General features: G+C 58.0%; 22 protein-coding genes and 2 pseudogenes. 9 read left to right on the forward strand and 15 right to left on the reverse strand.

The genetic code is table 11. The features are described 5' to 3' along the window. The first annotated feature begins 12 nt into the window (after window positions 1–12). Window positions 13–126, forward strand: coding sequence for a protein YohO (locus FHC48_RS11275; RefSeq protein ID WP_008500895.1), 114 nt, complete (start codon window positions 13–15; stop codon window positions 124–126). Here FHC48_RS11275 and FHC48_RS11280 read toward each other — a convergent pair. From FHC48_RS11280 to bglX, 5 genes are all read right to left on the reverse strand, one after another. Beyond that, window positions 101–838, reverse strand: coding sequence for an ABC transporter permease (locus FHC48_RS11280; RefSeq protein WP_008500896.1), 738 nt, complete (start codon window positions 836–838; stop codon window positions 101–103). The genes FHC48_RS11275 and FHC48_RS11280 overlap by 26 nt on opposite strands. After that, the gene (locus FHC48_RS11285; protein WP_021241488.1) at window positions 822–1,772 is read right to left on the reverse strand and encodes an ABC transporter ATP-binding protein; all 951 of its coding nucleotides are present in this window, start codon (window positions 1,770–1,772) and stop codon (window positions 822–824) included. The genes FHC48_RS11280 and FHC48_RS11285 overlap by 17 nt, the downstream gene beginning before the upstream one ends. Then, a complete protein-coding gene (locus tag FHC48_RS11290; RefSeq protein WP_023293823.1) occupies window positions 1,765–2,922 on the reverse strand; it encodes an ABC transporter permease in 1,158 nt (385 codons plus the stop codon). The genes FHC48_RS11285 and FHC48_RS11290 overlap by 8 nt, the downstream gene beginning before the upstream one ends. Window positions 2,923–2,934: 12 nt before the next feature. Next, on the reverse strand, window positions 2,935–3,852 hold the full coding sequence (locus FHC48_RS11295) for an ABC transporter substrate-binding protein (RefSeq protein ID WP_059363944.1): 918 nt from the start codon (window positions 3,850–3,852) through the stop codon (window positions 2,935–2,937). A gap of 147 nt (window positions 3,853–3,999) precedes the next feature. Beyond that, entirely contained in the window at window positions 4,000–6,297 is a 2,298-nt protein-coding gene (bglX, locus tag FHC48_RS11300) for a beta-glucosidase BglX (protein WP_059363945.1), read from the reverse strand. 189 nt (window positions 6,298–6,486) lie between these two features. Between bglX and dld the strand changes: the two genes are divergently transcribed. Then, window positions 6,487–8,235, forward strand: coding sequence for a D-lactate dehydrogenase (gene dld, locus FHC48_RS11305; RefSeq protein ID WP_039025043.1), 1,749 nt, complete (start codon window positions 6,487–6,489; stop codon window positions 8,233–8,235). 112 nt (window positions 8,236–8,347) lie between these two features. Further along, window positions 8,348–8,902 carry a GNAT family N-acetyltransferase gene (locus FHC48_RS11310; RefSeq protein ID WP_008500902.1) on the forward strand — a complete coding sequence of 185 codons (555 nt, stop codon included), beginning with the start codon at window positions 8,348–8,350 and terminating at the stop codon, window positions 8,900–8,902. An 83-nt stretch (window positions 8,903–8,985) separates the two neighbouring features. On the opposite strand, the gene pbpG is transcribed toward FHC48_RS11310, so the two are convergent. Together pbpG and FHC48_RS11320 are read right to left on the reverse strand one after the other, a co-directional pair. Further along, a complete protein-coding gene (pbpG, locus tag FHC48_RS11315; RefSeq protein ID WP_023293820.1) occupies window positions 8,986–9,909 on the reverse strand; it encodes a D-alanyl-D-alanine endopeptidase in 924 nt (307 codons plus the stop codon). 167 nt (window positions 9,910–10,076) lie between these two features. After that, window positions 10,077–10,664 (reverse strand): Yip1 family protein, encoded by a 588-nt coding sequence (locus FHC48_RS11320; protein ID WP_008500904.1) that lies wholly within the window; start codon window positions 10,662–10,664, stop codon window positions 10,077–10,079. A 157-nt stretch (window positions 10,665–10,821) separates the two neighbouring features. Here FHC48_RS11320 and FHC48_RS11325 point away from each other — a divergent pair, with 157 nt between their 5' ends. Next, window positions 10,822–11,394, forward strand: a complete 573-nt coding sequence (locus FHC48_RS11325) for a DedA family protein (protein WP_059363947.1) — start codon at window positions 10,822–10,824, stop codon at window positions 11,392–11,394. An 82-nt stretch (window positions 11,395–11,476) separates the two neighbouring features. On the opposite strand, the gene FHC48_RS11330 is transcribed toward FHC48_RS11325, so the two are convergent. The 8 genes and pseudogenes from FHC48_RS11330 to FHC48_RS11365 form a co-directional block, all read right to left on the reverse strand. Then, a complete protein-coding gene (locus FHC48_RS11330; protein ID WP_008500906.1) occupies window positions 11,477–12,241 on the reverse strand; it encodes an SDR family oxidoreductase in 765 nt (254 codons plus the stop codon). A 50-nt stretch (window positions 12,242–12,291) separates the two neighbouring features. Next, a pseudogene (gene mdtQ / locus FHC48_RS11335) lies at window positions 12,292–13,710 on the reverse strand (multidrug resistance outer membrane protein MdtQ). A 201-nt stretch (window positions 13,711–13,911) separates the two neighbouring features. Next, window positions 13,912–15,306 carry a glycoside hydrolase family 1 protein gene (locus FHC48_RS11340; protein WP_059363949.1) on the reverse strand — a complete coding sequence of 465 codons (1,395 nt, stop codon included), beginning with the start codon at window positions 15,304–15,306 and terminating at the stop codon, window positions 13,912–13,914. Window positions 15,307–15,318: 12 nt separating this feature from the next. Next, window positions 15,319–17,284 (reverse strand): annotated as a pseudogene (gene bglF / locus FHC48_RS11345) (PTS beta-glucoside transporter subunit IIABC). A gap of 24 nt (window positions 17,285–17,308) precedes the next feature. Continuing rightward, on the reverse strand, window positions 17,309–18,142 hold the full coding sequence (gene licT, locus FHC48_RS11350; RefSeq protein ID WP_023293816.1) for a BglG family transcription antiterminator LicT: 834 nt from the start codon (window positions 18,140–18,142) through the stop codon (window positions 17,309–17,311). 166 nt (window positions 18,143–18,308) lie between these two features. Beyond that, window positions 18,309–19,598, reverse strand: a complete 1,290-nt coding sequence (locus FHC48_RS11355) for a carbohydrate porin (RefSeq protein WP_229020423.1) — start codon at window positions 19,596–19,598, stop codon at window positions 18,309–18,311. 359 nt (window positions 19,599–19,957) lie between these two features. Further along, complete coding sequence (gene dusC, locus FHC48_RS11360) at window positions 19,958–20,890, reverse strand: tRNA dihydrouridine(16) synthase DusC (RefSeq protein ID WP_021241499.1); 933 nt, start codon at window positions 20,888–20,890, stop codon at window positions 19,958–19,960. A gap of 41 nt (window positions 20,891–20,931) precedes the next feature. Continuing rightward, window positions 20,932–21,729 (reverse strand): helix-turn-helix domain-containing protein, encoded by a 798-nt coding sequence (locus tag FHC48_RS11365; protein WP_059362182.1) that lies wholly within the window; start codon window positions 21,727–21,729, stop codon window positions 20,932–20,934. A 59-nt stretch (window positions 21,730–21,788) separates the two neighbouring features. Here FHC48_RS11365 and FHC48_RS11370 point away from each other — a divergent pair, with 59 nt between their 5' ends. From FHC48_RS11370 to sanA, 5 genes are all read left to right on the forward strand, one after another. After that, window positions 21,789–22,493 carry a type 1 glutamine amidotransferase gene (locus tag FHC48_RS11370; RefSeq protein WP_039266754.1) on the forward strand — a complete coding sequence of 235 codons (705 nt, stop codon included), beginning with the start codon at window positions 21,789–21,791 and terminating at the stop codon, window positions 22,491–22,493. A 190-nt stretch (window positions 22,494–22,683) separates the two neighbouring features. After that, window positions 22,684–23,079 (forward strand): CidA/LrgA family protein, encoded by a 396-nt coding sequence (locus FHC48_RS11375; protein WP_014884558.1) that lies wholly within the window; start codon window positions 22,684–22,686, stop codon window positions 23,077–23,079. Continuing rightward, on the forward strand, window positions 23,076–23,771 hold the full coding sequence (locus FHC48_RS11380; RefSeq protein ID WP_008500916.1) for a CidB/LrgB family autolysis modulator: 696 nt from the start codon (window positions 23,076–23,078) through the stop codon (window positions 23,769–23,771). Before FHC48_RS11375 ends, FHC48_RS11380 begins: the two co-directional genes overlap by 4 nt. A gap of 129 nt (window positions 23,772–23,900) precedes the next feature. Next, window positions 23,901–24,785, forward strand: coding sequence for a cytidine deaminase (gene cdd, locus FHC48_RS11385; protein ID WP_059362184.1), 885 nt, complete (start codon window positions 23,901–23,903; stop codon window positions 24,783–24,785). A 127-nt stretch (window positions 24,786–24,912) separates the two neighbouring features. Then, a complete protein-coding gene (gene sanA / locus FHC48_RS11390) occupies window positions 24,913–25,629 on the forward strand; it encodes an outer membrane permeability protein SanA (RefSeq protein WP_008500918.1) in 717 nt (238 codons plus the stop codon). Window positions 25,630–25,751 lie beyond the last annotated feature (122 nt).

A 25,751-nucleotide genomic window follows, 5' to 3' on the forward strand; every position in this document is an offset into this window, starting at 1 on the left:
CAGGAGCACATGATGAAGGCAACCAAACTGGCCATTATTACCCTTTTTGTCCTGATGGCCGTAAGCGGTATCGGCGGCGTGATGCTGGCAGGGTACTCGTTTATTGTTCGCGGCGGTGTCGGCTGAGGTACAGCGCCAGCCGCTCAAAAGCGCGATCGACGACGATTGCCGCCAGCGCAACCAGCAGCGCTCCCTGCACAATATACGCCGTATTAAACCCGCTTAAGCCGATAATGATCGGCGTGCCCAGCGTATTAGCGCCGACCGTCGACGCAATGGTCGCCGTCCCGATGTTAATGATGACCGACGTGCGGATCCCGGCAATGATAACCGGTGCCGCTAGCGGCAGTTCAACCTTGCGTAGCCGCTGACCGCGACTCATCCCCATCCCTTCCGCCACGCTCAGCACGGACGCAGGTACCGCCGCGAGGCCCGCCAGCGTGCCCTGCAGCACCGGCAATACGCCGTACAGAATCAGCGCAATGATGGCAGGCTGTTGGCCAAAGCCCATCACCGGCACCGCTATCGCCAGCACCGCCACCGGGGGAAACGTCTGTCCGATGGCCGCAATCGTCTCCACCAGCGGGCGAAACTCCCGGCCTGCGGGCCGCGTGACCGCGATGCCCGCCCCCACGCCCAGCACAACCGCGATGGCGCTTGAGAGCGCCACCAGCCAGAGATGCGCCAGGGCGAGATTAATGAAGCTCTCCTGCTGATACACCGGCCGCGGCAGCCCGGGAAAGAGACTGTTAAACAGCGCCGCGCTGTGGGGCATCAGAAACAGTAAGCCGACAAAGAGCGCTACCAGCCAGAGAAGCGGATCACGCAGTGCCTTCACGCGTCACCTCCCCGGCCAGCAGATCGCGAAAGTGTAAGGTGCCGCACGGCGCGCCCCGGGCATCAGAAACGGGCAATACTTCGCACTGGCGCGCGACAAACGCGGAGAGCGCATCCCGCAGGCTCATCTGCGCCTGCAGCGGTTCGCCGCTCACCGGCGCCGCCTCCCGACGCATATAGTCGCTCACCGTTCGCAGGGAGAGCAGCCTGACGCCCAATTCGCTGCGGCCAAAAAACTCGCGCACAAAGTCATTCTTCGGCCAGGTTAACAGCTCAAGCGGCGAGCCCTGCTGCACCACTTCGCCATGATCCATCAGCACCAGATGGTCGGCCAGGCGCAGGGCTTCATCAATATCGTGCGTCACGAGTACGATCGTGCGTCCGAGAATGCGGTGAATGCGGGTCATCTCCGCCTGCAGCGCCCCGCGCGTGACCGGATCCAGCGCGCCGAAGGGTTCGTCCATCAGCAGCACCTGCGGGTTGGCCGCCAGCGCGCGCGCCACGCCCACGCGCTGCTGCTGCCCGCCGGAAAGCTGGTGCGGATAGCGGTCGCGCAGCGCGGGCTCTAGCCCCAGCAGAGACATCAGTTCATCAACACGTTCGGCGATTTTCGTCCGTGACCATTTCTCCAGCTGCAGCACGGTGGCGATGTTCTGCGCCACCGTCCAGTGCGGAAACAGGCCGATGGACTGAATGGCATAGCCCATCCGACGGCGCAGCTCCAGCACCGGCAGGCTGCGGATCTCTTCCCCGGCAAAGCGGATCAGCCCGCTGTCATGCTCCACCAGCCGGTTGATCATCTTCAGGGTGGTGGATTTGCCCGACCCGGAGGTGCCTATCAGCACGGAAAACGCCCCCTCGGCAAAGTTCAGGTTCAGGTGGCTCGCCGCCGGGCGACCGGCAAAGGTTTTACTGACATCATGAAATTCAATCATTGGCTCTTCTCCCGAGCAGCGCGAGCCATAAGGCAAACAGTGCGTCGACGACCACCGCCAGCGCAATCGTGGGCACCACGCCCAATAACACCAGATCCAGGGCACTGCTCAGCAGCCCCTGGAAGACCAGCGCGCCAAAGCCGCCCGCGCCAATCAGCGCCGCAATCACCGCCATGCCGACGGTCTGGACCGCCACCACCCGCAGGCTACGCAGCAGCAGGGGCAGCGCCAGCGGCAGCTGAATTTTCCAGAAACACTGCCGCGCGCTCATTCCCATCGCATGGGCGCTTTCCAGCACGTCAGGTGCGACCTGGCCTAAGCCTGCGACCACGCCGCGTACCAGCGGCAGCAGGGCATACAGCACCAGCGCGATAAGCGCGGGCGTTAATCCCGTTCCGGCTATTCCCAGCATTCCCAGCGCCGGAAACGACTTCACCAGCCCGGCCAGCGGCGCAATCAGCAGGCCAAACAGCGCGACGGAAGGAATAGTCTGGATAACGTTGAGCACGGTAAAAACCCCGCCCTGGCGTGAAGGATGGCGATAGCACCACATGCCAAGGGGGATCCCAACCAGAAGCGCCGGAAAGAGCGTACCGAAGAGGATCGTCAGGTGCTGCGCGAGGGCATCATCAAACACCTCCTGACGGTTGGCGTACTCTTTTAACAGCGAGAGGTTGTTCAGCTCCCCGCTGAACAGCAGGAGTAAAGGAATACACCATATCTGCGCGTTGAGCACCCATCGCCAGACGGCGCTGGGGATGAGTCGACGAATCGCATCGCTGCAGGCCAGCAGGCAGAGCGCCAGCCACAGCCACAGGCCGCTGCCGATAGTGGTTCTCGCCAGCGGACTTTCCGCCGAGGCCATATGCGTCGCCGCCAGCCCGGCGCTCCAGAACAGGAGGATAAACAGCCCTTCAGAGAGAAGCAGCGTCAGCCACTGGGCCAGGCGTCCCTGCCAGAGCGACAGGATCACCCACGCGCCCAGCGCCGCCGCCAGCCACCCCGGCGTAAACGACCAGACCTGCCAGAGCGCTTTTCCCTCCCCCGACATCAGGCGGTTTGGGGCAACGTTGACAAACGGTAACGCGACCGCCGCGATGGCCACGCAGGCCAGCAGCAGCAGGACGCGGTTATGACATTTTATTGGCACAGCCTTTTCCCGTTACTTCACAAGCCCTTGTTGTTTCAGGAAGTCGGCGGCCACTTTTTTGGCATCCAGCCCCTCGACGGCAATGCTGGCATTCAGCTGCTGCAGCGTTTTTTCATCCAGCTTTTCGAAGACCGGTTTGAGCCATTCTGCAATGTCCGGGTACGCATTCAGCACCGCCTCACGCACCACCGGGGTCGGCGCGTAAATTGGCTGTACACCTTTTGGATCGGTCAGGGTCTGCAGGCCAAGCGCCGCCACCGGGCCGTCGGTGCCGTAGGCCATGGCCGCGTTAACGCCGGAAGTTTGCTGTGCCGCCGCTTTGATGGTCACCGCGGTATCCCCGCCCGCCAGCGAGAGCAGCTGCGCCTGGTCGAGCTTGAAGTCGTAGGCTTTTTCAAACGCGGGCAGCGCGTCAGGACGCTCGATGAACTCCGCCGACGCCGCAAGCTTAAAGTCGCCCTTCTCTTTCAGGTAGCGGCTGAGATCCGCCAGGGTAGTCAGCTTCCCTTTCTCCGCCACGTCCTTGCGCACGGCGATAGTCCAGGTATTGTTGGCCGGTGCCGGGGTCAGCCAGACCAGTTTGTTCTGTTCCGCGTCCAGCTTTTTGACTTTCTCATACCCGGCTTTGGCGTTTTTCCATGCCGGATCGTTTTCATCTTTGAAGAAGAATGCGCCGTTGCCGGTGTATTCCGGGTAGATATCCAGCTCGCCGGAGGTAATCGCGCCGCGCACGACGGGCGTGGTGCCGAGCTGAACTTTATTGACCGTTTTCACGCCGTGGCTTTCCAGCACCTGCAAAATAATATTGCCGAGCAGCGCGCCTTCGGTATCGATCTTCGAACCCACTTTTACCGGCTCCGCCGCCTGTAACGGCAGGCTCAGCGCCGCCAGTAACACCGCAGATCCCAACATCCCCTTTGCAATCGTCATTCCGCTATCCTCATTTTTTTGCTGCCTTTTTCAGAGGCTTGAGAGAAAAGCGTAGCTTAAAACGGCGGAATTAACCGTCAAAATGCCTTTTTAGCATAAGGTAAGACGCCTCCCCCGCAGGACGGGGGGAGGCAAAGGAGGGAAAGGTTACAGCAGCTCGAACTCGCCTTTATTCACGCGGGCGGAGTCCACGCCGATAAAGACGTTAAATTTGCCCGGTTCCGCATCGTATTTCATCTGCTGGTTCCAGAACTTCAGCGCATCCACGTCGATCGGGAAGCTGATGGTTTTGGTTTCCCCCGGCTTCAGCGTGACCTTCTCGAAGCCGCGCAGCTGTTTCACCGGACGGCTCATCGACGCGGTGACATCCTGCACGTACATCTGGATCACCGTAGCCCCTTCGCGCTTGCCGGTGTTGGTCACCTCAACGCTGGCGGTGACGTTGCCGTCACGCTTCAGGGTCGGCGCCGACATTTTCACGTCGGAGACCTTGAAGGTGGTGTAGCTCAGGCCGTAACCAAACGGATAGAGCGGGCCGTTAGCTTCGTCGAAGTAGCGAGAGGTGTACTTGTTCGGCTTGTCGGCGTTATACGGGCGACCGGTATTCAGGTGGCTGTAGTAAACCGGGATCTGCCCGACGGAGCGCGGGAAGGACATCGGCAGCTTGCCCGACGGGTTGTAATCGCCAAACAGCACGTCGGCGATGGCGTTACCGCCTTCGGTACCGGCGAACCAGGTTTCCAGAATGGCGTCAGCCTGCTGGTCCTCTTTCACCAGCGCCAGCGGACGACCGTTCATCAGCACCAGCACCAGCGGCTTGCCGGTAGCTTTCAGGGCGGCGATCAGATCGCGCTGGCTCTGTGGAATGGTGATATCGGTACGGCTGGAGGCTTCGTGCGCCATACCCTGCGCTTCACCCACGACCGCAACAACGACGTCAGACTGCTTCGCGGCGTTCACCGCTTCGTCAATCATCTCCTTCGGCGTGCGCGGATCGACCTTCACCGCTTCCTCGTACTGGTTGAGGAAGGTCACGATGTCTTTATCGTTGGTGACGTTCGCCCCTTTGGCGTAAATCACTTTGGCGTTTTCACCGACGGCACTCTTGATACCGGTCAGCACGGTCACGGACTGGTCAGCCACGCCCGCGGCAGACCAGCTGCCCATGACGTCGCGCTTGCTGTCGGCCAGCGGACCCACCACGGCAATGGTGCCGGATTTTTTCAGCGGCAGCGTGTCGAGGCGGTTCTTCAGCAGCACCAGGCTTTCGCGCGCGACGTCACGCGCCTCTTTGCGGTGCAGGCGGCTTTCAGCGTTGGTATCTGCCGGGTCGGAGTCTTTCGGACCCAGGTGGCTGTAAGGATCGTTAAACAGCCCCATGTCGTATTTCACGTTCAGCACGTGACGGGTGGCATCGTCCAGCTCCGCCATCGTCACCTTGCCGCTCTTCACCAGCCCCGGCAGGTACTTGCTGTAATACTCGTCGCTCATGCTCATGTTGATGCCGGACTTGAGCGCGACGCGCACCGCGTCTTCCGGATCGGAGGCGGTCCCGTGTTTGATCAACTCTTTAATCGCGCCGTGGTCGGAAACGGTGATGCCCTTAAAGCCCCACTGGTCGCGCAGCACGTCTTTCAGCAGCCAGGAATCAGATGTTGCAGGCGTGCCGTTCAGCGAGTTCAGCGCCACCATCACCGCGCCGCTGCCCGCATCCAGCCCTGCCTTGTACGGCGGCATGTAGTCGTTGAACAGGCGCTGCGGGCTCATGTCGACGGTGTTGTACTCTTTACCGCCCTCCACCGCGCCGTAGGCCGCAAAGTGCTTGACGCTGGTCATTACCGAGTAGCGGTCCGCCGGGCTTTTGCCCTGCATCGCTTCCACCATGGTTTTACCCATCGTGGAGGTTAAATACGTATCTTCACCAAAGCCTTCCGAGCCGCGGCCCCAGCGCGGATCGCGCGAGACGTCCACCATGGGCGCCCAGGTCATGTTCAGCCCGTCGTCCGCCGCTTCATAAGCCGACACGCGCCCGACGGTTTTCACCGCGTCGAGGTTAAAGGAAGACGCTAAGCCGAGGCTGATGGGGAAGACGGTACGCTGGCCGTGCACCACGTCATAGGCAAAGAACAGGGGAATTTTCAGGCGGCTGAGATCCATCACCTGGTCCTGCATCTTGCGGATGTCCTGGCGGGTGACGGTATTAAAGATGGCCCCTACCTGCCCGTCTTTGATCATCTCGCGGATGGCCTCTTTCGGGTTATCCGGGCCGACGCTGATCAGACGCAGCTGGCCGATTTTCTCATCGACCGTCATTTTCTTGAGCAATTCCGTGACAAACGCGTCCCGCGCTTCAGGCGTGAGCGGGTGATTGCCAAACAAATCCTCTGCCTGCGCAGGTTGCAGCGCCAGGCTGACGGCGACACCTACAGAACATAGCCATTTCATGTCGTTTTACTCTCTCATCAATAACCGCCGGACGATCTCGGCCATACCGTGCGAAAAGCGCAGTGTGCCACAAACCCTCCGATCGTTGCAGGGTTATTCTCTGATTTTTCTCGTGAATACTCGACCGCTTAACAGTTAATCGCGCTATGCTTTACAGCGAGAAATTTGCCCCACCACAAGGAGTGGAAGATGTCTTCTGTTCGAACTGACGATAACAAAACCTTTATTAACGAACTGTCGCGCCTGGTTGGCTCCTCTCACCTGCTTACCGACCCGGCTAAAACCGCCCGCTACCGCAAGGGCTTCCGCTCCGGTCAGGGCGAGGCGCTGGCGGTGGTTTTCCCCGGCACGCTGCTGGAGCTGTGGCGCGTCCTGAGCGCCTGCGTCGCCGCCGACAAGATTATTTTAATGCAGGCGGCCAACACCGGCCTGACCGAAGGCTCCACGCCGAACGGCAACGATTACGATCGTGACATCGTGATTATCAGCACCCTGCGCCTCGACAAGCTGCACCTGCTGGACAAGGGCGAGCAGGTGCTCGCGTTCCCGGGCACCACGCTCTACTCCCTCGAGAAAGCGCTTAAGCCGCTGGGCCGCGAACCGCACTCGGTGATCGGCTCCTCCTGCATTGGCGCCTCGGTGGTCGGTGGGATCTGCAATAACTCTGGCGGCTCGCTGGTGCAGCGCGGCCCCGCCTATACCGAGATGTCCCTGTTTGCCCGTATTGACGAAAACGGCAAGCTGACGCTGGTGAACCACCTGGGAATCGATCTCGGCGTCACGCCAGAACAGATCCTCAGCAAGCTCGACGACGATCGCGTGAAGGACGAAGACGTTCAGCACGACGGTCGCCATGCGCACGATCATGACTACGTGACCCGCGTGCGGGATATCAATGCCGATACGCCGGCGCGCTATAACGCCGACCCGGATCGCCTGTTTGAATCCTCCGGCTGCGCGGGCAAGCTGGCCGTTTTTGCGGTGCGTCTCGACACCTTCCCGGCCGAGAAAAAGCAGCAGGTATTCTACATCGGCACCAACCAGCCTGAGGTTCTGACGGAGATCCGTCGCCATATTCTGGGCGAATTCACCCACCTGCCGGTGGCGGGCGAATACATGCACCGGGACATTTACGACATCGCCGAGCGCTACGGCAAAGACACGTTCCTGATGATCGACAAGCTCGGCACCGACAAAATGCCGTTCTTCTTCACCATGAAGGGCCGTACCGACGCGATGCTGGAGAAAGTGTCGCTGTTCAAACCCCACTTCACCGACCGCTTTATGCAGAAGCTGGGCAACGTTTTCCCGGCGCATCTGCCGGAGAGGATGAAAACCTGGCGCGACAGGTACGAACATCACCTGCTGCTGAAAATGGCCGGAGACGGGATCGCCGAAGCGCAGGCCTGGCTGACCGAATTCTTTAAAACCGCCGAAGGGGATTTCTTTGCCTGTACGCCTGAAGAGGGCAGCAAAGCCTTCCTGCACCGCTTTGCCGCCGCAGGGGCCGCCATCCGATATCAGGCGGTACATTCCGAAGAGGTGGAAGATATTCTGGCGCTCGATATCGCCCTGCGGCGTAACGACACCGAGTGGTTTGAACACCTGCCGCCGGAAATCGACAGCAAGCTGGTGCACAAGCTCTATTACGGCCACTTTATGTGCTATGTCTTCCATCAGGATTACATCGTCAAGAAAGGGGTCGATGCACATGAACTGAAGGAGCAGATGCTCGCCCTTCTGCGTGAACGCGGCGCACAATATCCTGCGGAACACAACGTCGGACATCTTTATAAAGCCCCTGACGCACTTAAGCAGTTTTATCGCGAGAATGACCCTACAAACAGCATGAATCCCGGCATCGGTAAAACAACGCGGAAGAAATACTGGAAAGAGAGCGCAGACGCGGAGCAGCACATAACGCAAACGTCTGATTAATTCCTACAGCCAAATTTGAGAGATTGTTAAGCGCTCCTTAATCGTAATAGAGTAACGGCTTATCGCCGGAGAAACGTTTCTCCGGCCTTCGATAACGAGGAGCAGGCACATCATGTCGGCTATTGATGTTTTATCCGAGACCGAGCTGGAAGTGCGCGACGCCCGTCCCGATGATGTGCATGCCATTGCCGCGATCTATGCCTGGCATGTGCTTCACGGGCGCGCGTCATTTGAAGAAGTCCCCCCGACTATTGACGAAATGCGTCATCGCATGAAAAGCGTGGCGGAGAACGGTTTACCGTGGCTTATCGCGCTGTATCGCGGCATTGTGGTGGGCTACTGCTATGCCACCCCTTACCGACCGCGACACGCCTACCGCTATACCCTGGAAGAGTCGATTTACGTGGATGCCAGCATCACCGGGCGCGGTTTTGGCACGGCACTGATGGATGCGCTGATCGCACGCTGCGAGCAAGGGCCGTGGCGGCAGATGATTGCCGTGGTAGGAGATGGCAATAACAATGCCGGCTCGTTACGCCTGCATAAAAAACATGGCTTTGTGATTGTCGGTCAGCTGCGCAGCGTAGGCTACAAGAAAGGCGACTGGCGGGATACGGTGATTATGCAGCGCCCGCTCAACGATGGTGACTGGACGCTGCCGGAATAAACGCAAAACGGTAACCTGGGTTACCGTTTTTAGTGTTTGTAGGCCGGGTAAGGCAAAGCCGCCACCCGGCGCTGACAGACGGCTCAGTCGTTCTGCGCCGTCGCCATCTGCTCCGCTTTTTGCTTTTTATACGTCAATGCCGCGGCCGGGACAGGCTGCACTTTTCCTGTTTCAATCCAGGTACGCAGGCGGCTCGCGTCGGCGAAGTGCGTATATTTGCCGAAGGCATCCATCACTACCAGCGCCACCGGCTTACCGTTAAATACGGTGCGCATCACCAGACAGTGTCCCGCCGCGTTGGTAAAGCCGGTTTTGGTTAGCTGAATATTCCAGTTATCCCGGTATACCAGATGGTTAGTATTGCGGAACGGCAGCGTATAGGCCGGGTTCGCAAAGGTCGCCATCTCTTCACGGGTGGTACTGAGCTGACCAATCAGCGGGTACTGTTTGCTGGCAATCAGCAGTTTCGTCAGATCGCGCGCCGTGGAGACGTTGTTGATCGACAGACCCGTCGGTTCAACATAGTGCGTATTGTTCATCCCCAGCGCTTTGGCTTTCGCGTTCATCGCGCGGATAAACGCGTCGTAGCCGCCCGGATAGTGGTGCGCCAGGCTCGCCGCCGCGCGGTTTTCAGACGACATCAGCGCCAGCAGCAGCATATTTTTACGGCTGATCTCACTGTTCAGCCGCACGCGGGAGTAGATCCCTTTCATCTCCGGCGTGTGGCTAATATCCACTTTCAGTTTTTCGTCCAGCGGCAGATGGGCATCAAGCACCACCATCGCGGTCATTAATTTGGTAATTGACGCGATCGGTCGCACCAGGTCCGGATGGCTGGCGTAAATCACCTTATTGGTGTTGAGATCGACAATCATCGCGCTGCCGGACGCAATTTGCGGCTGAGCAGCAGCGGTGGTCACCGCGGGCGTTTTGGCGACGGCCGGTACGACTGCGGACGCACCCAGCAACAGCGCCAGGCTAAGTAAAGAGACTCGGAATTTCAGCATGGTGAGACTTCTGATAATTATTCACGCACGTTATGACGTACACCGCCTGGGTTGTTAGATAAACACAGGCTGGCCTCGGCATCATAGCCGTCAGCGGGCGTTGTCGCCAGAGGATAATCGTGAACGGATGCTGCATTGCTGGCATTTACGCCAGCAATGCAGTGAACTCAGAAGAGACGGTATCCATAACCCCAAAGAATCACCGTCAGTGCCAGTAACGCCTCCAGCACCAGCACCCCGATGGCGAGCGTTGAGCTCGAGAAGCTCAGCCCCTCTTCTTTATTGATATTCAGGAAGGTAGGAACCCCCAGATACAGCAGATAACCGGTGTAAAAGAGGGCAATGGTACCGATCAGCGCGCACAGCCAGACCAGTGGATAGAGCGCAACAATACCGCTTAAGAACAGCGGGGTCGCGACATACCCGGCAAAGACCATACAGTGCGCCAGCGATGGACGCTGCGGATAGTTACGCGCCATCCAGTGAATGACGCGCCCCATGACCGCCACCCCCGCCAGCATCAGGCCATAAAAGATGATGGCAAGATAGAGTCCGGTAAACCAGGAAAGCTGAACCACGGTGCCGTCACCGAAGTTCCAGCCGATTTGTGTCGTTCCGATAAAAGCGCATATTACCGGCACAGCGGCCATCAGCAGCACGTGGTGCGTGTAATGATGCGAGACCGTTTCGTTCTCACTTTTAATGACATGCATTTCACGATCGGGATGGGAGAAAAGTCCCCAGACATGGTTCATAGCGTCCCCTTGTTGTCGGCCCGTCAGCGATACCTTAAGTATAATGCAGGCTTTAGATTATTTTATGTACAGTGGGAAATTTCCGTTGATTTCCCCGCCGTTGATTCAAGGGGTATATGATTAAACGAGGCACGCAGAGGGAGAAAACCGTTACGTAATGGATATTAACGCACTCATTGAGCAATATGGCTATGCCGCGCTGGTCATCGGTAGCGTGGCAGAAGGTGAAACCATCACGCTGTTAGGGGGCGTCGCCGCGCATCAGGGGTTACTGAAGTTCCCGCTGGTCGTTGCCGCGGTCGCGCTGGGCGGGATGATAGGCGATCAGCTGCTCTACTTTCTGGGGCTGCGCTTTGGGCCCACGCTGCTCAAGCGTTTCGCAAAGCATCAGAAGAAAATCCGCCGCGCTCAGCGGCTCATTCAACGTCATCCCTATCTGTTCGTCATTGGCACGCGCTTTATGTATGGCTTTCGCATTATCGGGCCGATACTGATTGGCGCCAGCCATCTGCCGCCCAAAATTTTTCTGCCGCTCAATATTGTGGGCGCGATTGCCTGGGCGCTGATCTTTACGACGCTCGGTTATGTAGGGGGCGAAGTGATTGCGCCCTGGCTGCATAATCTCGACCAGCACCTGAAGCACTGGGCGTGGTTGATTCTGGTGGTTGTGGCGGTGATTGCGGTACGACTGTGGCTGAAGCATCGGGAAAAGACGCGGGATGACGAGTGAGTGCGGCCTGATGCCCTCACCCTAACCCTCTCCCACAGGGAGAGGGAACTAAAAATACCCTCTCTCACAGGGAGAGGGGAATCTATCCCTCCGGCTTAAACTGCGGGTTCGCCAGCATAAAGCCCCCGTCGACGATAAACGATTGCCCTGTTGTATAGCTGGCGTCGCTGTCACACAGCCACGCCACCAGGCTGGCAATCTCTTTCGTGTGGCCCGGCCTTGCCAGCGGGATTTCCGGCATGGAGCCTTCCTTCACTTCGCTGTCGTCCATGTCGTTCATCGGCGTGGCAATCGCACCCGGCGCGACGGCGTTCACCAGAATGTTGTGCTTCACCAGCTCCATCGCCATGGATTTGGTTAACCCGCCGAGCGCGTGTTTAGCCGCCGTGTAGGCACTCGCTTGCGGCAGAGGCGTGTGTTCATGCACCGAGGTGATGTTCACAATCCGTCCCCCTTCCCCCTGCTTCACCATCTGCCTTGCGGCTATCTGTGAACAGAGAAACGCCCCGTCCACGTCGACGGTGAAAATATTCCGCCAGTCGTCAAACGGCATCTCGAGGAACGGCGCTTTGGTCATCGCCCCTGCATTATTGACCAGCACGTCCAGCCGGCCAAAGCGCGCAATCAGCGTCTCTATGGCCTCAGCGCCTTCCGGCAGGGTGCTTAAATCAAGGTGGACAGCCTCCGCGCGCTGCCCCTGCGCTTCGACTTCACGGCAGGTTTCCAGCGCCCCTTTCTCATCCGAGTGCCAGGTGACGCCAATATCAAACCCGCGCTCTGCCAGCATCAGGGCCGTGGTTTTACCGATCCCGGAATCCGATGCGGTCACAATCGCTACTCTGGTCATACTCACCTCCTGAAAAACTGCAAAGAGGTAAGTATAGTTAATGACCTTTTTTAGCCATGATGATAGCCACCGCCCAGCGCGGAGGTCAGCTGCAGCGTGGCGTCCACATACTGCCCCTTCAGCAGCAGTCCTTCGAGGTGCTCTTTAAGGGCCGGTATTCTGGCTTCACTGACCCGGGAGCCCGCAACGATCCCCGCGTTGAAACGCGCCTGCGCCAGCGCTACAACCCGTGCCGCATCTTTTTCAACCTGCTGCTGCTAGCTGTTTTTCGCCATCAGCGTTTCGACTTCACTGGCCGTGTGTGCCACCTGATTGACGGCCTCTACCACCGCTTTGTTGTAGTTGGCTACTGAAAGGTTGTTCTGCGCCTGAGCGATATCCAGCCCGGCGTTAAGCCTGCCGCTGTCGAAAATCGGCAGCGTCAGCCCGGCGGTCACGCCCATCTGCTGCGCGGACGAACGGAACAGATCGCTCAGATGGAGGGCATCCTGCTGTAAGAACGCCATCAGGTTCACGTCAGGATAAAACGCCGCTCGGGCGGCCTCCACTTCGCTCATGGAGGCTTCGATATACCAGTGCGCCTCCTGCAGATCCGGACGGCGTGCCAGCAGTTCATAGCCGAGCGTCGACGGTAGCGAGGCTTCCACCGTTGGCAAAGCGTGCCGCGTCAGCTTCACGGAGGAGGCGTTCGTCAGCGCAACCAGACGCGCCTCAATGGCTTTCATTTTCCCGTTGACTTCGGCCAGCTGCTCTTCGGTTTTGCTGGCGTTGATATCCGTTTCAACGCCCTCCACGGAGGAGGTGATGCCGTGTTGATACAGCTCGCGGTCGGCGCCGATAATATTGTCCTGCTCATGTTTGATCTGCGCGAGGACCTCCCCCACGGCGGCCTGCGTTTGCCACTCCCAGTAGAGCCGCGCCACGCTGCTGGCCAGCAGCTGACGGGTCTGCTCCAGCTCCGCTTTTTGCGCATTCACTTTGCCAATCCGGGCTTCGACCTGCGCGCGATTTTTTCCCCACAGATCGAGATCCCAGCCTGCCGTCAGGCCAAAGGTGCCGTTGGTGTACCACGGCACGGTTGTCCCTGCCGCCGGGTCGGTAATGGCAAAGGGCCCCATCAGCCCCTCGGCGGACATTTTCTGACGTTCGGCATCCGCTGAAAAATCAATCTGCTGACCGTCGGCAGCCATAGCCGCTTTGGCCTGGGCTTCCGCAAGCGTAATGCGCTGACGGGCAATCTGCATATCCGGCGCATCGCTTAATGCTTTCGCAATAAGCCCGTTAAGTTCCGGATCGTTATATGCTTTCCACCACTCATTTTTCGGCCAGTCCTGATGATTCAGAACCGTATTCACCGACGCCGCCGTGGTTTGCGTTTTAATGGGGGATACCGTGGCATGTTCAGGCGCACAGGCAGCCAGAATAAAAACGAAGGGAGCACTCAGAGATAAAATAAGAGAACGTTTCATGACGCCATAAACTCAAAAAATAAAGGCGCAAATTACGCTCGATTCTCTTTATTTTTTTAGTAATGCGTGGCAATGCGTAAATTGTCATAGATTTAAATATACGGAAAAGTATTCACCAAAATTATTATTTAAATTGAATTATGCAAATGAAAAATAATCAACCCGACAGGGTGAACATCCCCTGTCAGGTTGATCGCTTTATTAAACTTTCAGCGAAGCGCCTTTTGTCGCAATAACCTCTTTATACCAGTAGAAACTTTTCTTACGGCTGCGCGCCAGCGTGCCTTTCCCGCTGTCATCGCGATCGACGTAAATAAAGCCGTAGCGCTTAGAGAGTTCAGCTTTTGATGCGCTTACCAGATCGATGGGCCCCCAGCTGGTGTAGCCCATCACCTCAACGCCGTCTTCAATGGCTTCCCGCACCTGCACCAGGTGATCGTTGAGATAGCTGATGCGGTAGTCGTCCTGCACCGTGCCGTCTGCGTCCGGTTTATCCTTCGCCCCGAGGCCATTTTCCACGATAAACAGCGGCTTCTGATAGCGATCCCAGAGCACGTTTAGCAGAGTACGCAGGCCGATGGGGTCAATCTGCCAGCCCCATTCGGAACTGGCCAGATGCGGGTTTGGCACCATGCTCAGGATATTGCCGCGCGCCTGCTGGTTGAGGGCGTCATCCGCGGTGACGCAGCCCGTCATGTAGTAGCTGAAGGAGATAAAATCGACGGTAGATTTCAGCGCCTCGCGGTCGGCGTCCGTGACCTCTAGCTGAATGCCGTTGTCGCGGAAGAAGCGCTGCATATAGCCCGGGTAGGCGCCGCGGCACTGCACGTCGCCAAAGAATTGCCACGCGCGGTTTTCCTGCAGCGTTTCCAGAACATCTTCCGGCTTGCAGGTCAGCGGATACATCAGGCCGCCCAGCAGCATGTTGCCGATTCTGGCATCCGGGATAATCTCATGGCAGGCCTTCACCGCCAGCGCGCTGGCCACCAGCTGGTGGTGGATCGCCTGGTACACCTCCCCTTTGCTGCTGGTTTCCGGCAGACCGACGCCGGTCATCGGCGCGTGCAGAGACATATTGATCTCGTTGAAGGTCAGCCACAGCTTGACCTTCTCTTTGTAGCGCGCAAACACGGTACGGGCATAGCGCTCAAAGAAGCCGATAGTCTGACGGCTGCCCCACCCGCCGTACTGCTTCACCAGCCCCCACGGCATTTCATAGTGCGACAGCGTCACCAGCGGCGTGATGTTGTGCGCGGCCAGCTCGTCAAACAACCGGTCGTAAAACGCCAGCCCCGCCTCGTTCGGCTGCTGCTCGTCACCGTTCGGAAAAATGCGGGTCCAGGCAATGGAGACGCGCAGGCAGCTAAAGCCCATCTCGGCGAACAGCTTGATGTCTTCCGGGTAGCGATGATAGAAGTCGATGGCGACATCCTTGATGCCGCTGTCCCCAGGGACGCGCTCAACTACCGGGCCGAAGACACCCTGCGGCTGAACGTCAGAGGTGGACAGCCCTTTCCCCTCCTCCAGATACGCACCCTCTACCTGATTCGCGGCAACCGCGCCACCCCATAAAAAATCGTCCGGGAAAGTTTTCATCACGTTCTCCTGTTATTGATAACTGACGCTGAGTAACGGCGCACCGGCATTGACGGACGTTGCCGCCACGGTCGCCACCTCGCGATACTCGTCGCTGTTACTGATAATAATCGGGGTCGCCAGGTCGTATCCGGCATCGATAATCGCCTGTCGGTCAAACTCCAGCAGCAGATCGCCGGGCTGCACCTTGTCACCGACCTTCACATGGGCGGTAAACGGCCTGCCGTCGAGCTTCACGGTGTCGATACCCACGTGGATCAACACTTCAATCCCGCTGTTACTGAGCAGGCCGATGGCGTGTTTGGTCTGGAACAGCGAAGCCACCACACCGGCAAACGGGGCAACCACTTTGTTATCGGAGGGAATAATCGCGGCGCCGCTGCCCAGCAGGCCGCTGGCAAACGTGGTATCCGGCACCTGGTCGAGAGCAAGAACGGTACCGGTCATCGGCGATAGCACATCGTTTTCGCCCGCGGAGACCACATTCTCTGGCGCGGTGTTTCCTGGCATACCGGCGAGCAGCGTCAGGCCGCAGCTCAGTACCAGCGCCACCACCGTGCCGATAATGCCTCCCCACAGCGTGGCGTCCACGCCGCCCGGCGGAATCATCTGGGCGATGGTAAAGATATTGGCGAAGCCGAAGGAGTAAACGTGGGTGTCACTGAAGCCGACAATCGCCCCGCCGATAGCGCCAGCCACGCAGCCAAAGATAAACGGACGGCGCAGCGGCAGGTTTACGCCATACACTGCGGGTTCGGTGATACCAAAAATACCTGCCGTCACGGATGAACCGGCCAGCATTTTCTGACGCGCATCGCGGGTACGCAGGAAAATGCCCAGCGCCGCCCCCACCTGGCCAAACACCGCAGGCAAAAGCATGGGCAGCATGGAGTCATGCCCCAGCACCGCCAGGTTGTTGATCATCAGCGGCACCAGCCCCCAGTGCAGGCCAAAAATAACGCAGACCTGCCACAGCGCGCCCATCGCCGCGCCCGCCAGCCACGGTGCCAGAACGTAAATAGTCTGATAGCCGTTCGCCAGCATCTGGCTCAGCCAGGTCGCCAGCGGCCCGATAACGAGGAAAGTCAGCGGCACGGTCACGGCAAGACAGATCAGCGGCGCGAAGAAGTTTTTCATCGAGGAAGGCAGCAGCCTGGTGCTCTGCTTTTCCAGCCAGCAGCTCACCCACGCGGCGAGAATAATCGGGATCACCGACGAGCTGTAGTTGAACCACGTGACGGGGATGCCCAAAAAGGCTTCCGATACCGCGCCCGGCTGCTGGCTGGCGTTGAACGCCGCAATCATCACCGGATGGGTGAGCGCCCCGCCGATCACCATGGTAATAAACGGGTTGCCGCCGAACTTTTTCCCGGCGGTATAGCCCAGCACCAGCGGGAAGAAGAAAAACAGCGCATCGCTGGCGGCAAACCAGATTTTATACGTGCCGCTCTCGGTCGTGAGCCAGCCGCAGACCACGGCCAGCGCCAGCAGCCCCTTCAAAATACCGGACGCGGCCAGAATGCCGATAAACGGGGTAAAGATCCCGGAGACGATATCAATCAGGCGGCCCAGCAGGTTCCCCTTTTCGCCCTTCTCTTCCACGACAGGGGCGTCGTCGGTCAGGCCTGCTTCATTGCGGACAGCCTGCCAGACGTCGTGAACGTGGTTGCCAATCACCACCTGAAACTGGCCGCCGCTTTCGACCACCATGATCACGCCCGGATTTTTCTTGAGCCCTTCCGCATCCGCCTGTTGATTCTCTTTCAGTTTGAAGCGAAGCCGGGTCGCGCAGTGCACAAGACTGACGATGTTCTCTTTTCCGCCAACGTGGCCGAGAATATCCTTCGCTAACGCCTGGTATTCCATCTCGATTTCCTTACATCCGATGCCCGCAGGCACCTGTTGACTGAGTACAAAAATAAAAAAACCCGAGAACGACCTTCTGACGAAGGCCGCGCTCAGGTTTTGCCTGCGTGATGCAGTAACAATCCTGTTTTGAGGCTTAACGCCCCTCTTTTCTCACCCGCTCGATATGAATGGCGAGGAACATAATTTCTTCGGTTGTCAGCTCACGCTGATAGCTTTTGTTCAGGTGCTGTGCGATTTTCTCGGCGCATTTCCACGCTTTCGCGTAGTTGTCTTTGACTGCCGTATGCAGCGAGACATCGTCATCTTCCACCACGGTGCGGGTGAGCATCCGCTGGGCAAAAAACTTCAGGTGGGTGACAAAACGCTGATAGCTGAGCGACTCTTCGTCATACTCAAGCTGCAGCTGATACTTCACCAGCTGCAGGATCTCCTGCATCACCCGCGTCACGTGCATCACCTCCGGCATTTCGCTGTTCAGCTGCGCGGTAACCAGATGCAGCGCGATAAAACCGGCCTCATCCTCCTCCAGTTCGACGTTAAGGCGTCTGGCGATAATGGCCCGCGCCTCCTGCCCTAACTCAAACTCCTTCGGATACAGCCGTTTAATATCCCACAGCAGCACGTTTTTGATGGCCAACCCGTTCTTCTGCCGCTCAATCGCAAAGTAGCAGTGATCGGTGAGGGTGATATACAAGCTCTCCTGCAGCTTGCCCAGCCGCTGCGCCGCCAGCCCGATGATGCGGTCGCAGGTGGTCATCACCTCCAGCGGAATTTGACTCAGCAGTTCTCCAAGCCGACGCACCAGTTCATCGCTTTGTAACGCAAACACCTTTTCAACCCGCGCGGTATCCAGCGCTTCACCGACGCGCTTCTGAAAGGCCAGCCCACGGCCCATCACCACCTGTTCGCGCCCGCGCTCATCCTGAACAACCACCACGTTATTATTGAGTATCTTGGCGATTTTCATCTGAACCCCAGAAACAAAAAAACCTGACCTCCGGCAGATGCCAGAAAATCAGGTTTTGCCTGCCTAAGCAGTAACAATCCAGTCCTGGCACTCTAACAGTTTCATTCGTAGCCTCAATGCGTCACGCGTCAGAAACGTGACGCGGATCGAACTTGCTACGGTGATATCAGAAGGTCACCACCGTTTTCAGCTCGGTGACCCAGGCATCCTGGGTGCGACTGACCCCGCCGGGATGGTGCCAGTACTGAATGCCCGGCTGCAGTTCAAGCCATGACACCGGACGAAAGCGGTAGTAAAACTCGCCGTTCAGGGAATGGCCCGGCACCGGGTGCCAGGCCGGATTGTTGTAGTCGCTCACGCCGCTCAGGCTGTTCAGGTAACGCTGGTTGCGGGCGTACTGGCTGCTCATATCAATCCAGGTTAAGCCAAAGCCAATCCAGTCTTCCGGTCGCGCATCAAACAGCCCGCGGTAGCGCAGCGAGGCGGCATAAACCTGATGCATGTAGTTAGTGCTCTGATCCGCAAGGCTCATGCTGAACGAGGTGCTCAACCCGCGATTCGGGTCATCCTGATGCTGCGTAAGCTGCTGGTTCAGCCCGGCGTACATGAACCAGGTCCGGTTGTGGGTATCGAATCCGTCCGGGTCCGTCGCGCCCGCCCCGCCGGATTTGCCGCGATAGAGATCGGTTTGCGGCGCGTTGGTAAACACCACGCCCAGGTTGTACGCGCCCGGCAGGCCGTTAATCAGCGGACGCGCTTCGATTTCAACCGGCAGTAAGACCCCTTTGCTGCCCTTCGTCGACCAGCTCCAGGCATGGCTGCGGCTGGCGGCCTGCGGATTCTGCTCCATCACGCCGCCTTTTAAGGTCAGCGTCGGCGTTAATTTATACGCAAGCGTGGTTCCCCAGGTGTGGACGTTCCAGTTGTTCCAGGTGAGCGAGTTGGCTGACTTTCCGCCGCACTGGGACAGCAGCTGAAAATCACAGGGGATAATTTGATCGAAGGTCTGCACCTTGTTCATCATCCCGATGCGCCAGGTCAGACGCCGGTCGTCAAAGCTGCGGGCAAAGGTCAGCCAGCCCAGACGGGTAATCGACTGCCCGCCCCAGCTCTCCTGGGTCAGATCGTTGAAGTTGACGCGCGGGTCCTGCACGCGTTTGGTGGTGAGATCGTCATTGTGGTTGCGGTTGACGATGTTCCCCTCGATACGCGCGTCCGGGATACCGGTCCAGCGCTCCAGGTCCTGGTTGAAGGTCAGCGCGAACTGGTCAATATAGGCCACGTGGGAGTCGTGGTTATATCCGCCACCGCCGTTCCAGCCAATTTCATTCAGGTATCCGAGGTTATAGGTAAAACCGTTATCGTTAAGGATTTTACGTATGCCGAGCATTTCGCCCAGCACAGGCTCCGGCGGAGCTTCAAACCCTAATACCGTACCGTTCCAGTCTTGCGCCATCGACAGCGGGGATATCGCCAATAAGGCGAACGCATAGAGTTTATTTTTATATGCCATGATAACAACCTGTGATTGAGTATTGAGTGCGTAACCGGCCGCAGGAAATTTTTCTATTTCCTGTCGCTATTTATTTTTTTAAAAATCATTAAAAAGCGCTAAGCCAAATATCTCTCCTGCGTAAATGACAGGCAAAAAAAAACCTAAGCGCCCCACAGCGAAAATGCTGTGGAACGCTTAGGTTTTGCCTGTTAACCAGTCACAATCCTGCGTTGAAAACAGTGGCACCTTAACACCGTCGCGCCACGTTGAAAACCTGAACTGTTTTCTGTTTTAAAAAAGTGTGAGCAATTTAACGCTTATTATTTGGCCTGAATCACCCGCGCAATATCAGCCGACGTCTGTAAAGTACGAATCTCCTGAAATAATTCCAGCGCTTCCTCGTACTCTTTGCGTAAATAACTCAGCCACTGCTTAATACGCGCGACGTGATACAAACCGGTGTCGCCCTGCTTTTCCAGACGGCTGTATTTTTGCAGCAGCGTGACGACATCTGCCCAGGGCATACGCGGTTCGTTATATTTCACCACCCGGCTGAGGTTGGGCACATTCAGCGCGCCGCGGCCGATCATTACCGCATCGCAGCCGGTGGCCTGCAGACAGGCCTGCGCGCTCTCGTAATCCCATATTTCGCCGTTGGCGATCACCGGAATGGAGAGGCGTTTGCGGATCTCACCGATCGCCTGCCAGTTTATGCGATCGGCTTTGTAGCCATCTTCTTTAGTGCGGCCATGCACCACCAGCTCGGTGGCCCCGGCCTGCTGCACCGCATCGGCGATCTCGAACTGTCGGGCATCGCTGTCCCATCCCAGCCGCACCTTTACCGTCACCGGCAAATGCGCGGGCACGGCCTCGCGCATGGCTTTCGCGCCGCGGTAAATCAGCTCAGGATCTTTCAGCAACGTCGCCCCGCCGCCGCTGCCGTTCACCAGCTTCGACGGACAGCCGCAGTTGAGATCCACCCCGTAAGAGCCCAGCTCAACCGCGCGGGCGGCGTTTTCCGCCAGCCATTCCGGATACTGGCCGAGGAGCTGAATCCGCACCAGCGTGCCGGAAGAGGTCCGGCTCTGGTTGTGCAGCTCGGGGCAAAGCCGGAAGAAGGATTTTACCGGCAACAGCATATCGACCACGCGCAAAAACTCCGTCACGCAGAGATCGTAGTCGTTCACCTCGGTCAGAAGCTCGCGCACGAGGGAGTCGAGCACGCCTTCCATTGGGGCCAGTAAAACACGCATAGCAGTACCTGTGAAAAAAGACGCGCTATAGTAGCCGCTCTCTATATCGCTGGGAAGCGCTTCTGTTCAGGCAGAAAGTCACCCGGCGTTGCCCCAACAATGGCGCGAAACGCCGCCGCAAATGCCGCCGGGCCGGAAAACCCCAGCATCCAGGCCACCTGCTTAACCGGGTATCCGTTGGCGAGGAGATCCAGCGAGGCACAAATCCTTGCGCGCTGTCGCCAGGCCCGGAAGCTAAAGCCGGTATCGTTGATAAACGCACGTGAAAATGTGCGTTCTGACATCGCGGCCCGTTCCGCCAGCCTTTCCAGAGAGAGATCCCAGAGATTGTTGGCAATGAGGTCACAGGCCACGCGATGTAAGCGCTCATCCACGGGCATCGGCAGTTCGGCCGAAATCTGCTGCGTCTCGCTGAGGATATCGAGCAGCAAAACGGCCATGCTGCGCTGGCTTGCCGGGCGGTATTCCGCGCTGAACAGCCCGGCAATCAGCTCTTTGAACAACGCTGTGGCCATAATCACGTGAACCTCGTCTTTCCGCTTAAAAGGCTCGCATTGCGATATCAGCGTCGGGCTAAACCAGACCGCGCGGAGCTCCGTTGTGGATAGCACGCTGTAGGTGTGTTCCTGAAAGGGAGGGATCCACAGCGCGCGCTGCGGCGGTATGACCCAGCGTTTGCTGCCGGTTTCGACCAGCATGACTCCTTTGATGGCAAACAAAAGTTGTCCCTGCGAATGCTGGTGAGGCGGATCGACTTCGCCGCGCGTATAGCGAATTGCCCCTCTTGACCATCCGATGGCATCGTCGTGAATTGGCGTTTTATCGATAACGGTTGGCATTTCACATTCCCCCCTTCCTCTTATGATGCTGCTTGTACACGTAACCGGAGAGAGACGCAATGCACATCCATTTTATTATTCATGAACATTTCGAGGCGCCAGGCGCCTATGAAATCTGGGGGAAAAGTCGCGGCTGCAGTCTGAGCTACACCAGAGTGTATCAGGGCGATTCATTACCTGAGGAACTGGGGCACACAGACCTGCTTATCATCATGGGAGGCCCGCAGTCCCCCGCCACCACGCGTGAGGAATGCCCCTGGTTTGATGCGCAGGCGGAAAAGGCACTCATCAGCCGCGCGATAGAGGCAGGTAAAACGGTGATAGGCGTTTGTCTGGGCTCACAGCTTATCGGCGAAGCGCTGGGCGCCGCGTTTTGCCACAGCCCGGAAAAAGAGATCGGCAAATTTCCCGTCAGGCTCACAGATGCAGGCAAGGCGAACCCGCTGTTTGAAGACTTTGGCAGCGTGCTGAACGTCGGTCACTGGCATAACGACATGCCTGGGTTGACGCCGCAGGCTAAGGTTCTGGCTTACAGCGAGGGCTGTCCCCGCCAGATCGTGCAATACAGCGAACGGGTTTACGGTTTCCAGTGCCATATGGAGCTAACGCCGGAGGTGGTAGAGTTGCTGATTGAGCATTCGCAGAATGACCTTCGCCGCGCGGGTGAATTCCGTTTTGTCGAAACGGCGGAAAAACTCCGTTCGCATGATTATCGCGAAATGAACGAGGTGCTGTTTTCTTTTCTCGATAAGCTGACCGCCTGACGCTGATGCCTTCTCTGGCGCGTTACTTCGCCAGCGCAACCCCTTTCCTCTAAACTCTAGCCTGCACCAGTAAGGTGATACCGGACGTTCCATTCCGGAATGTCTGGTATGCTCAAAATTCATGATGTGATCCGTGGCACATTTTTAGGTTTAATTGTATGATGAATGCGTTTCAGCAAGGACTATCACCATGAGCAAATCATTGAACATTATCTGGCAATATCTGCGCGCATTCGTCCTGATTTACGCCTGCCTGTATGCCGGGATTTTCATCGCGTCGCTGCTGCCCATCACCATTCCCGGCAGCATTATCGGCATGCTGATCCTCTTCGTGTTGCTGGCGCTGCAAATCCTGCCTGCAAAGTGGGTCAATCCCGGCTGCTTCGTCCTCATTCGCTATATGGCGCTGCTTTTCGTGCCTATCGGCGTCGGGGTCATGCAGTATTTTGATTTGCTCAAAGCCCAGTTCGGCCCGATTGTTGTTTCCTGCGCGGTGAGTACGCTGGTGGTTTTCCTGGTGGTGAGCTGGAGTTCACATCTGGTGCATGGCGAACGTAACGTGATTGGGGAGAAAACAAAAAAATGATGGACAATATCTGGTGGTCCCTGCCGCTCACCCTTGCAGTCTTTTTCGCCGCACGTAAGCTTGCCGCGCGTTTCAAAATGCCCTTGCTGAACCCCCTGCTGGTGGCGATGGTGGTGATAATTCCGTTCCTGCTGCTCACCGGCATTCCTTACGAACGCTACTTTGCCGGCAGCAAAATCTTAAACGACCTGCTGCAGCCCGCCGTCGTGGCGCTGGCGTTCCCTTTATATGAGCAGCTGCACCAGATCCGCGCCCGCTGGAAATCCATCATTACCATCTGTTTTGTGGGTAGCCTGGTGGCGATGATCACCGGCACGTCGGTGGCGCTGCTGATGGGCGCTTCCCCACAGATTGCGGCGTCAATCCTGCCTAAATCGGTGACCACGCCTATCGCGATGGCGGTTGGGGGCAGCCTCGGCGGCATTCCGGCCATCAGCGCGATGTGCGTCATTTTCGTCGGTATTCTCGGCGCGGTGTTTGGCCACACCCTGCTGAACGCGATGCGTATTCATACTAAGGCGGCACGGGGGCTCTCGATGGGCACCGCCTCGCACGCGCTGGGCACTGCCCGCTGCGCGGAGCTGGATTATCAGGAAGGGGCGTTTAGCTCCCTGGCGCTGGTGATCTGCGGGATTATTACCTCCCTGCTGGCCCCGTTCATTTTCCCGCTGATTCTGGCAGTGATGGGCTAAAATTTGCGATGCGTCGCGCAAATTTCATTTTGATTTCATAAGTTGCATACATAATGAGAAGTGGATCACATATAAAGCCCTGACGGCTCCGTAAACTACCGATCCATTAACCTTTATGAGGCAAACGCCATGCACCCACGTTTTCAAGCTGCTTTCGCCCAGCTTGCAGAGAATTTGCAGTCAGCCCTTGCTCCCGTTCTGGCAGATGCGCACTTCCCCGCCCTGCTGACCGCGGAGCAGGTCACGATGCTGAAACAGGCAACGGGACTGGACGAAGACGCGCTGGCTTTCGCACTGCTTCCTCTGGCTGCCGCCTGCGCGCGGGCCGATCTCTCCCACTTCAACGTCGGGGCCATTGCGCGCGGCGTCAGCGGCACCTGGTACTTCGGCGGCAACATGGAGTTCCTGGGCGCAACCATGCAGCAAACCGTTCACGCCGAGCAGAGCGCCATCAGCCACGCCTGGCTGCGCGGTGAAAAAACGCTGAGCGCCATTACCGTGAACTACACCCCCTGCGGCCACTGCCGTCAGTTTATGAACGAGTTGAACAGCGGGCTGCAGCTGCGCATCAACCTGCCGGGCCGCGCGCCGCACACGCTGGCGGATTACCTGCCTGACGCGTTTGGCCCGAAAGATCTGGAGATCAAAACCCTGCTGATGGACGAGCAGGACCACGGTTTCGCCCTGTCCGGCGATGACCTGAGCCAGGCGGCGATTACCGCCGCCAACAAGAGCCACACGCCGTACAGCACGTCCCCGAGCGGCGTGGCGCTGCAGTGTCGCGATGGCCGAATCTTCACCGGCAGCTATGCGGAAAACGCCGCGTTTAACCCAACGCTGCCGCCGCTGCAGGGCGCACTCAACCTGCTGAGCCTGAACGGCTATGATTATCCTGACATTCAGCGCGCTATTCTGGCAGAAATTGCTGATGCGCCGCTGATTCAGTGGGATGCCACTGCCGCAACGCTTAAAGCGCTGGGCTGTACGACGATTGACCGCGTACTGCTGGCGTAACCCTTCCGGCGGGCAGAAATGCCCGCCAGTTTGTTGAAAAACCCCTCAGTTGAGTCGCTGTTTCTTGCGCTAACCAGGCGGGTAAAGTAGCCTGAGTTAAATTTCACCTTCGGTACGAGCCATCTGCATGTTAAAGCGCGTTTTTTACAGCCTGTCTGTCCTGGTCGGCATACTGCTGTTGATCGTGCTCGGCCTCGACCGCTGGATGAGCTGGAAAACCGCCCCCTATATCTTTGACGACCTGCAGGACCTGCCCTATCGTCAGGTTGGCGTGGTGCTCGGCACCGCCAAGTACTACCGCACCGGCGTCATCAACCAGTATTACCGTTACCGCATTCAGGGCGCGCTGAACGCCTACAACAGCGGCAAGGTGAACTACCTGCTGCTGAGCGGCGATAACGCCCTGCAAAGCTATAACGAACCGGTGACGATGCGTAAGGACCTGATTGCCGCGGGCGTGGATCCTGCCGATATCGTGCTCGACTACGCGGGCTTCCGCACCCTGGACTCCATCGTCCGTACGCGCAAAGTCTTCGACACCAACGACTTCATCATCATCACCCAGCGCTTCCACTGCGAGCGCGCGCTGTTTATCGCCCTGCACATGGGCATTCAGGCGCAGTGCTACGCGGTGCCGTCGCCAAAAGATATGCTGAGCGTGCGCGTCCGCGAGTTCGGCGCCCGCTTTGGTGCCCTGGCCGATCTGTATATCTTTAAGCGCGAACCGCGCTTTTTAGGCCCGCTGGTGCCGATTCCGGCGATGCACGAAGTGCCGGAAGACGCGCAGGGTTATCCGGCCGTCACGCCCGAGCAGCTGCTGGATATGCAGAAAAAAGAGAAATAACAGAGCCGCCTTTATACTTTATTTACGCCGGGCCTGACGCTTTTTATCTCCCCTTTACGTCGGCTCTTTTAAGCTGAGTTCACTGCCGCTACGGCTTCATTGAAGAATGACTATGAACTCGA

This window comes from Enterobacter sp. EC_50 (genome assembly GCF_019584525.1).
Classification (GTDB): domain Bacteria; phylum Pseudomonadota; class Gammaproteobacteria; order Enterobacterales; family Enterobacteriaceae; genus Enterobacter; species Enterobacter roggenkampii.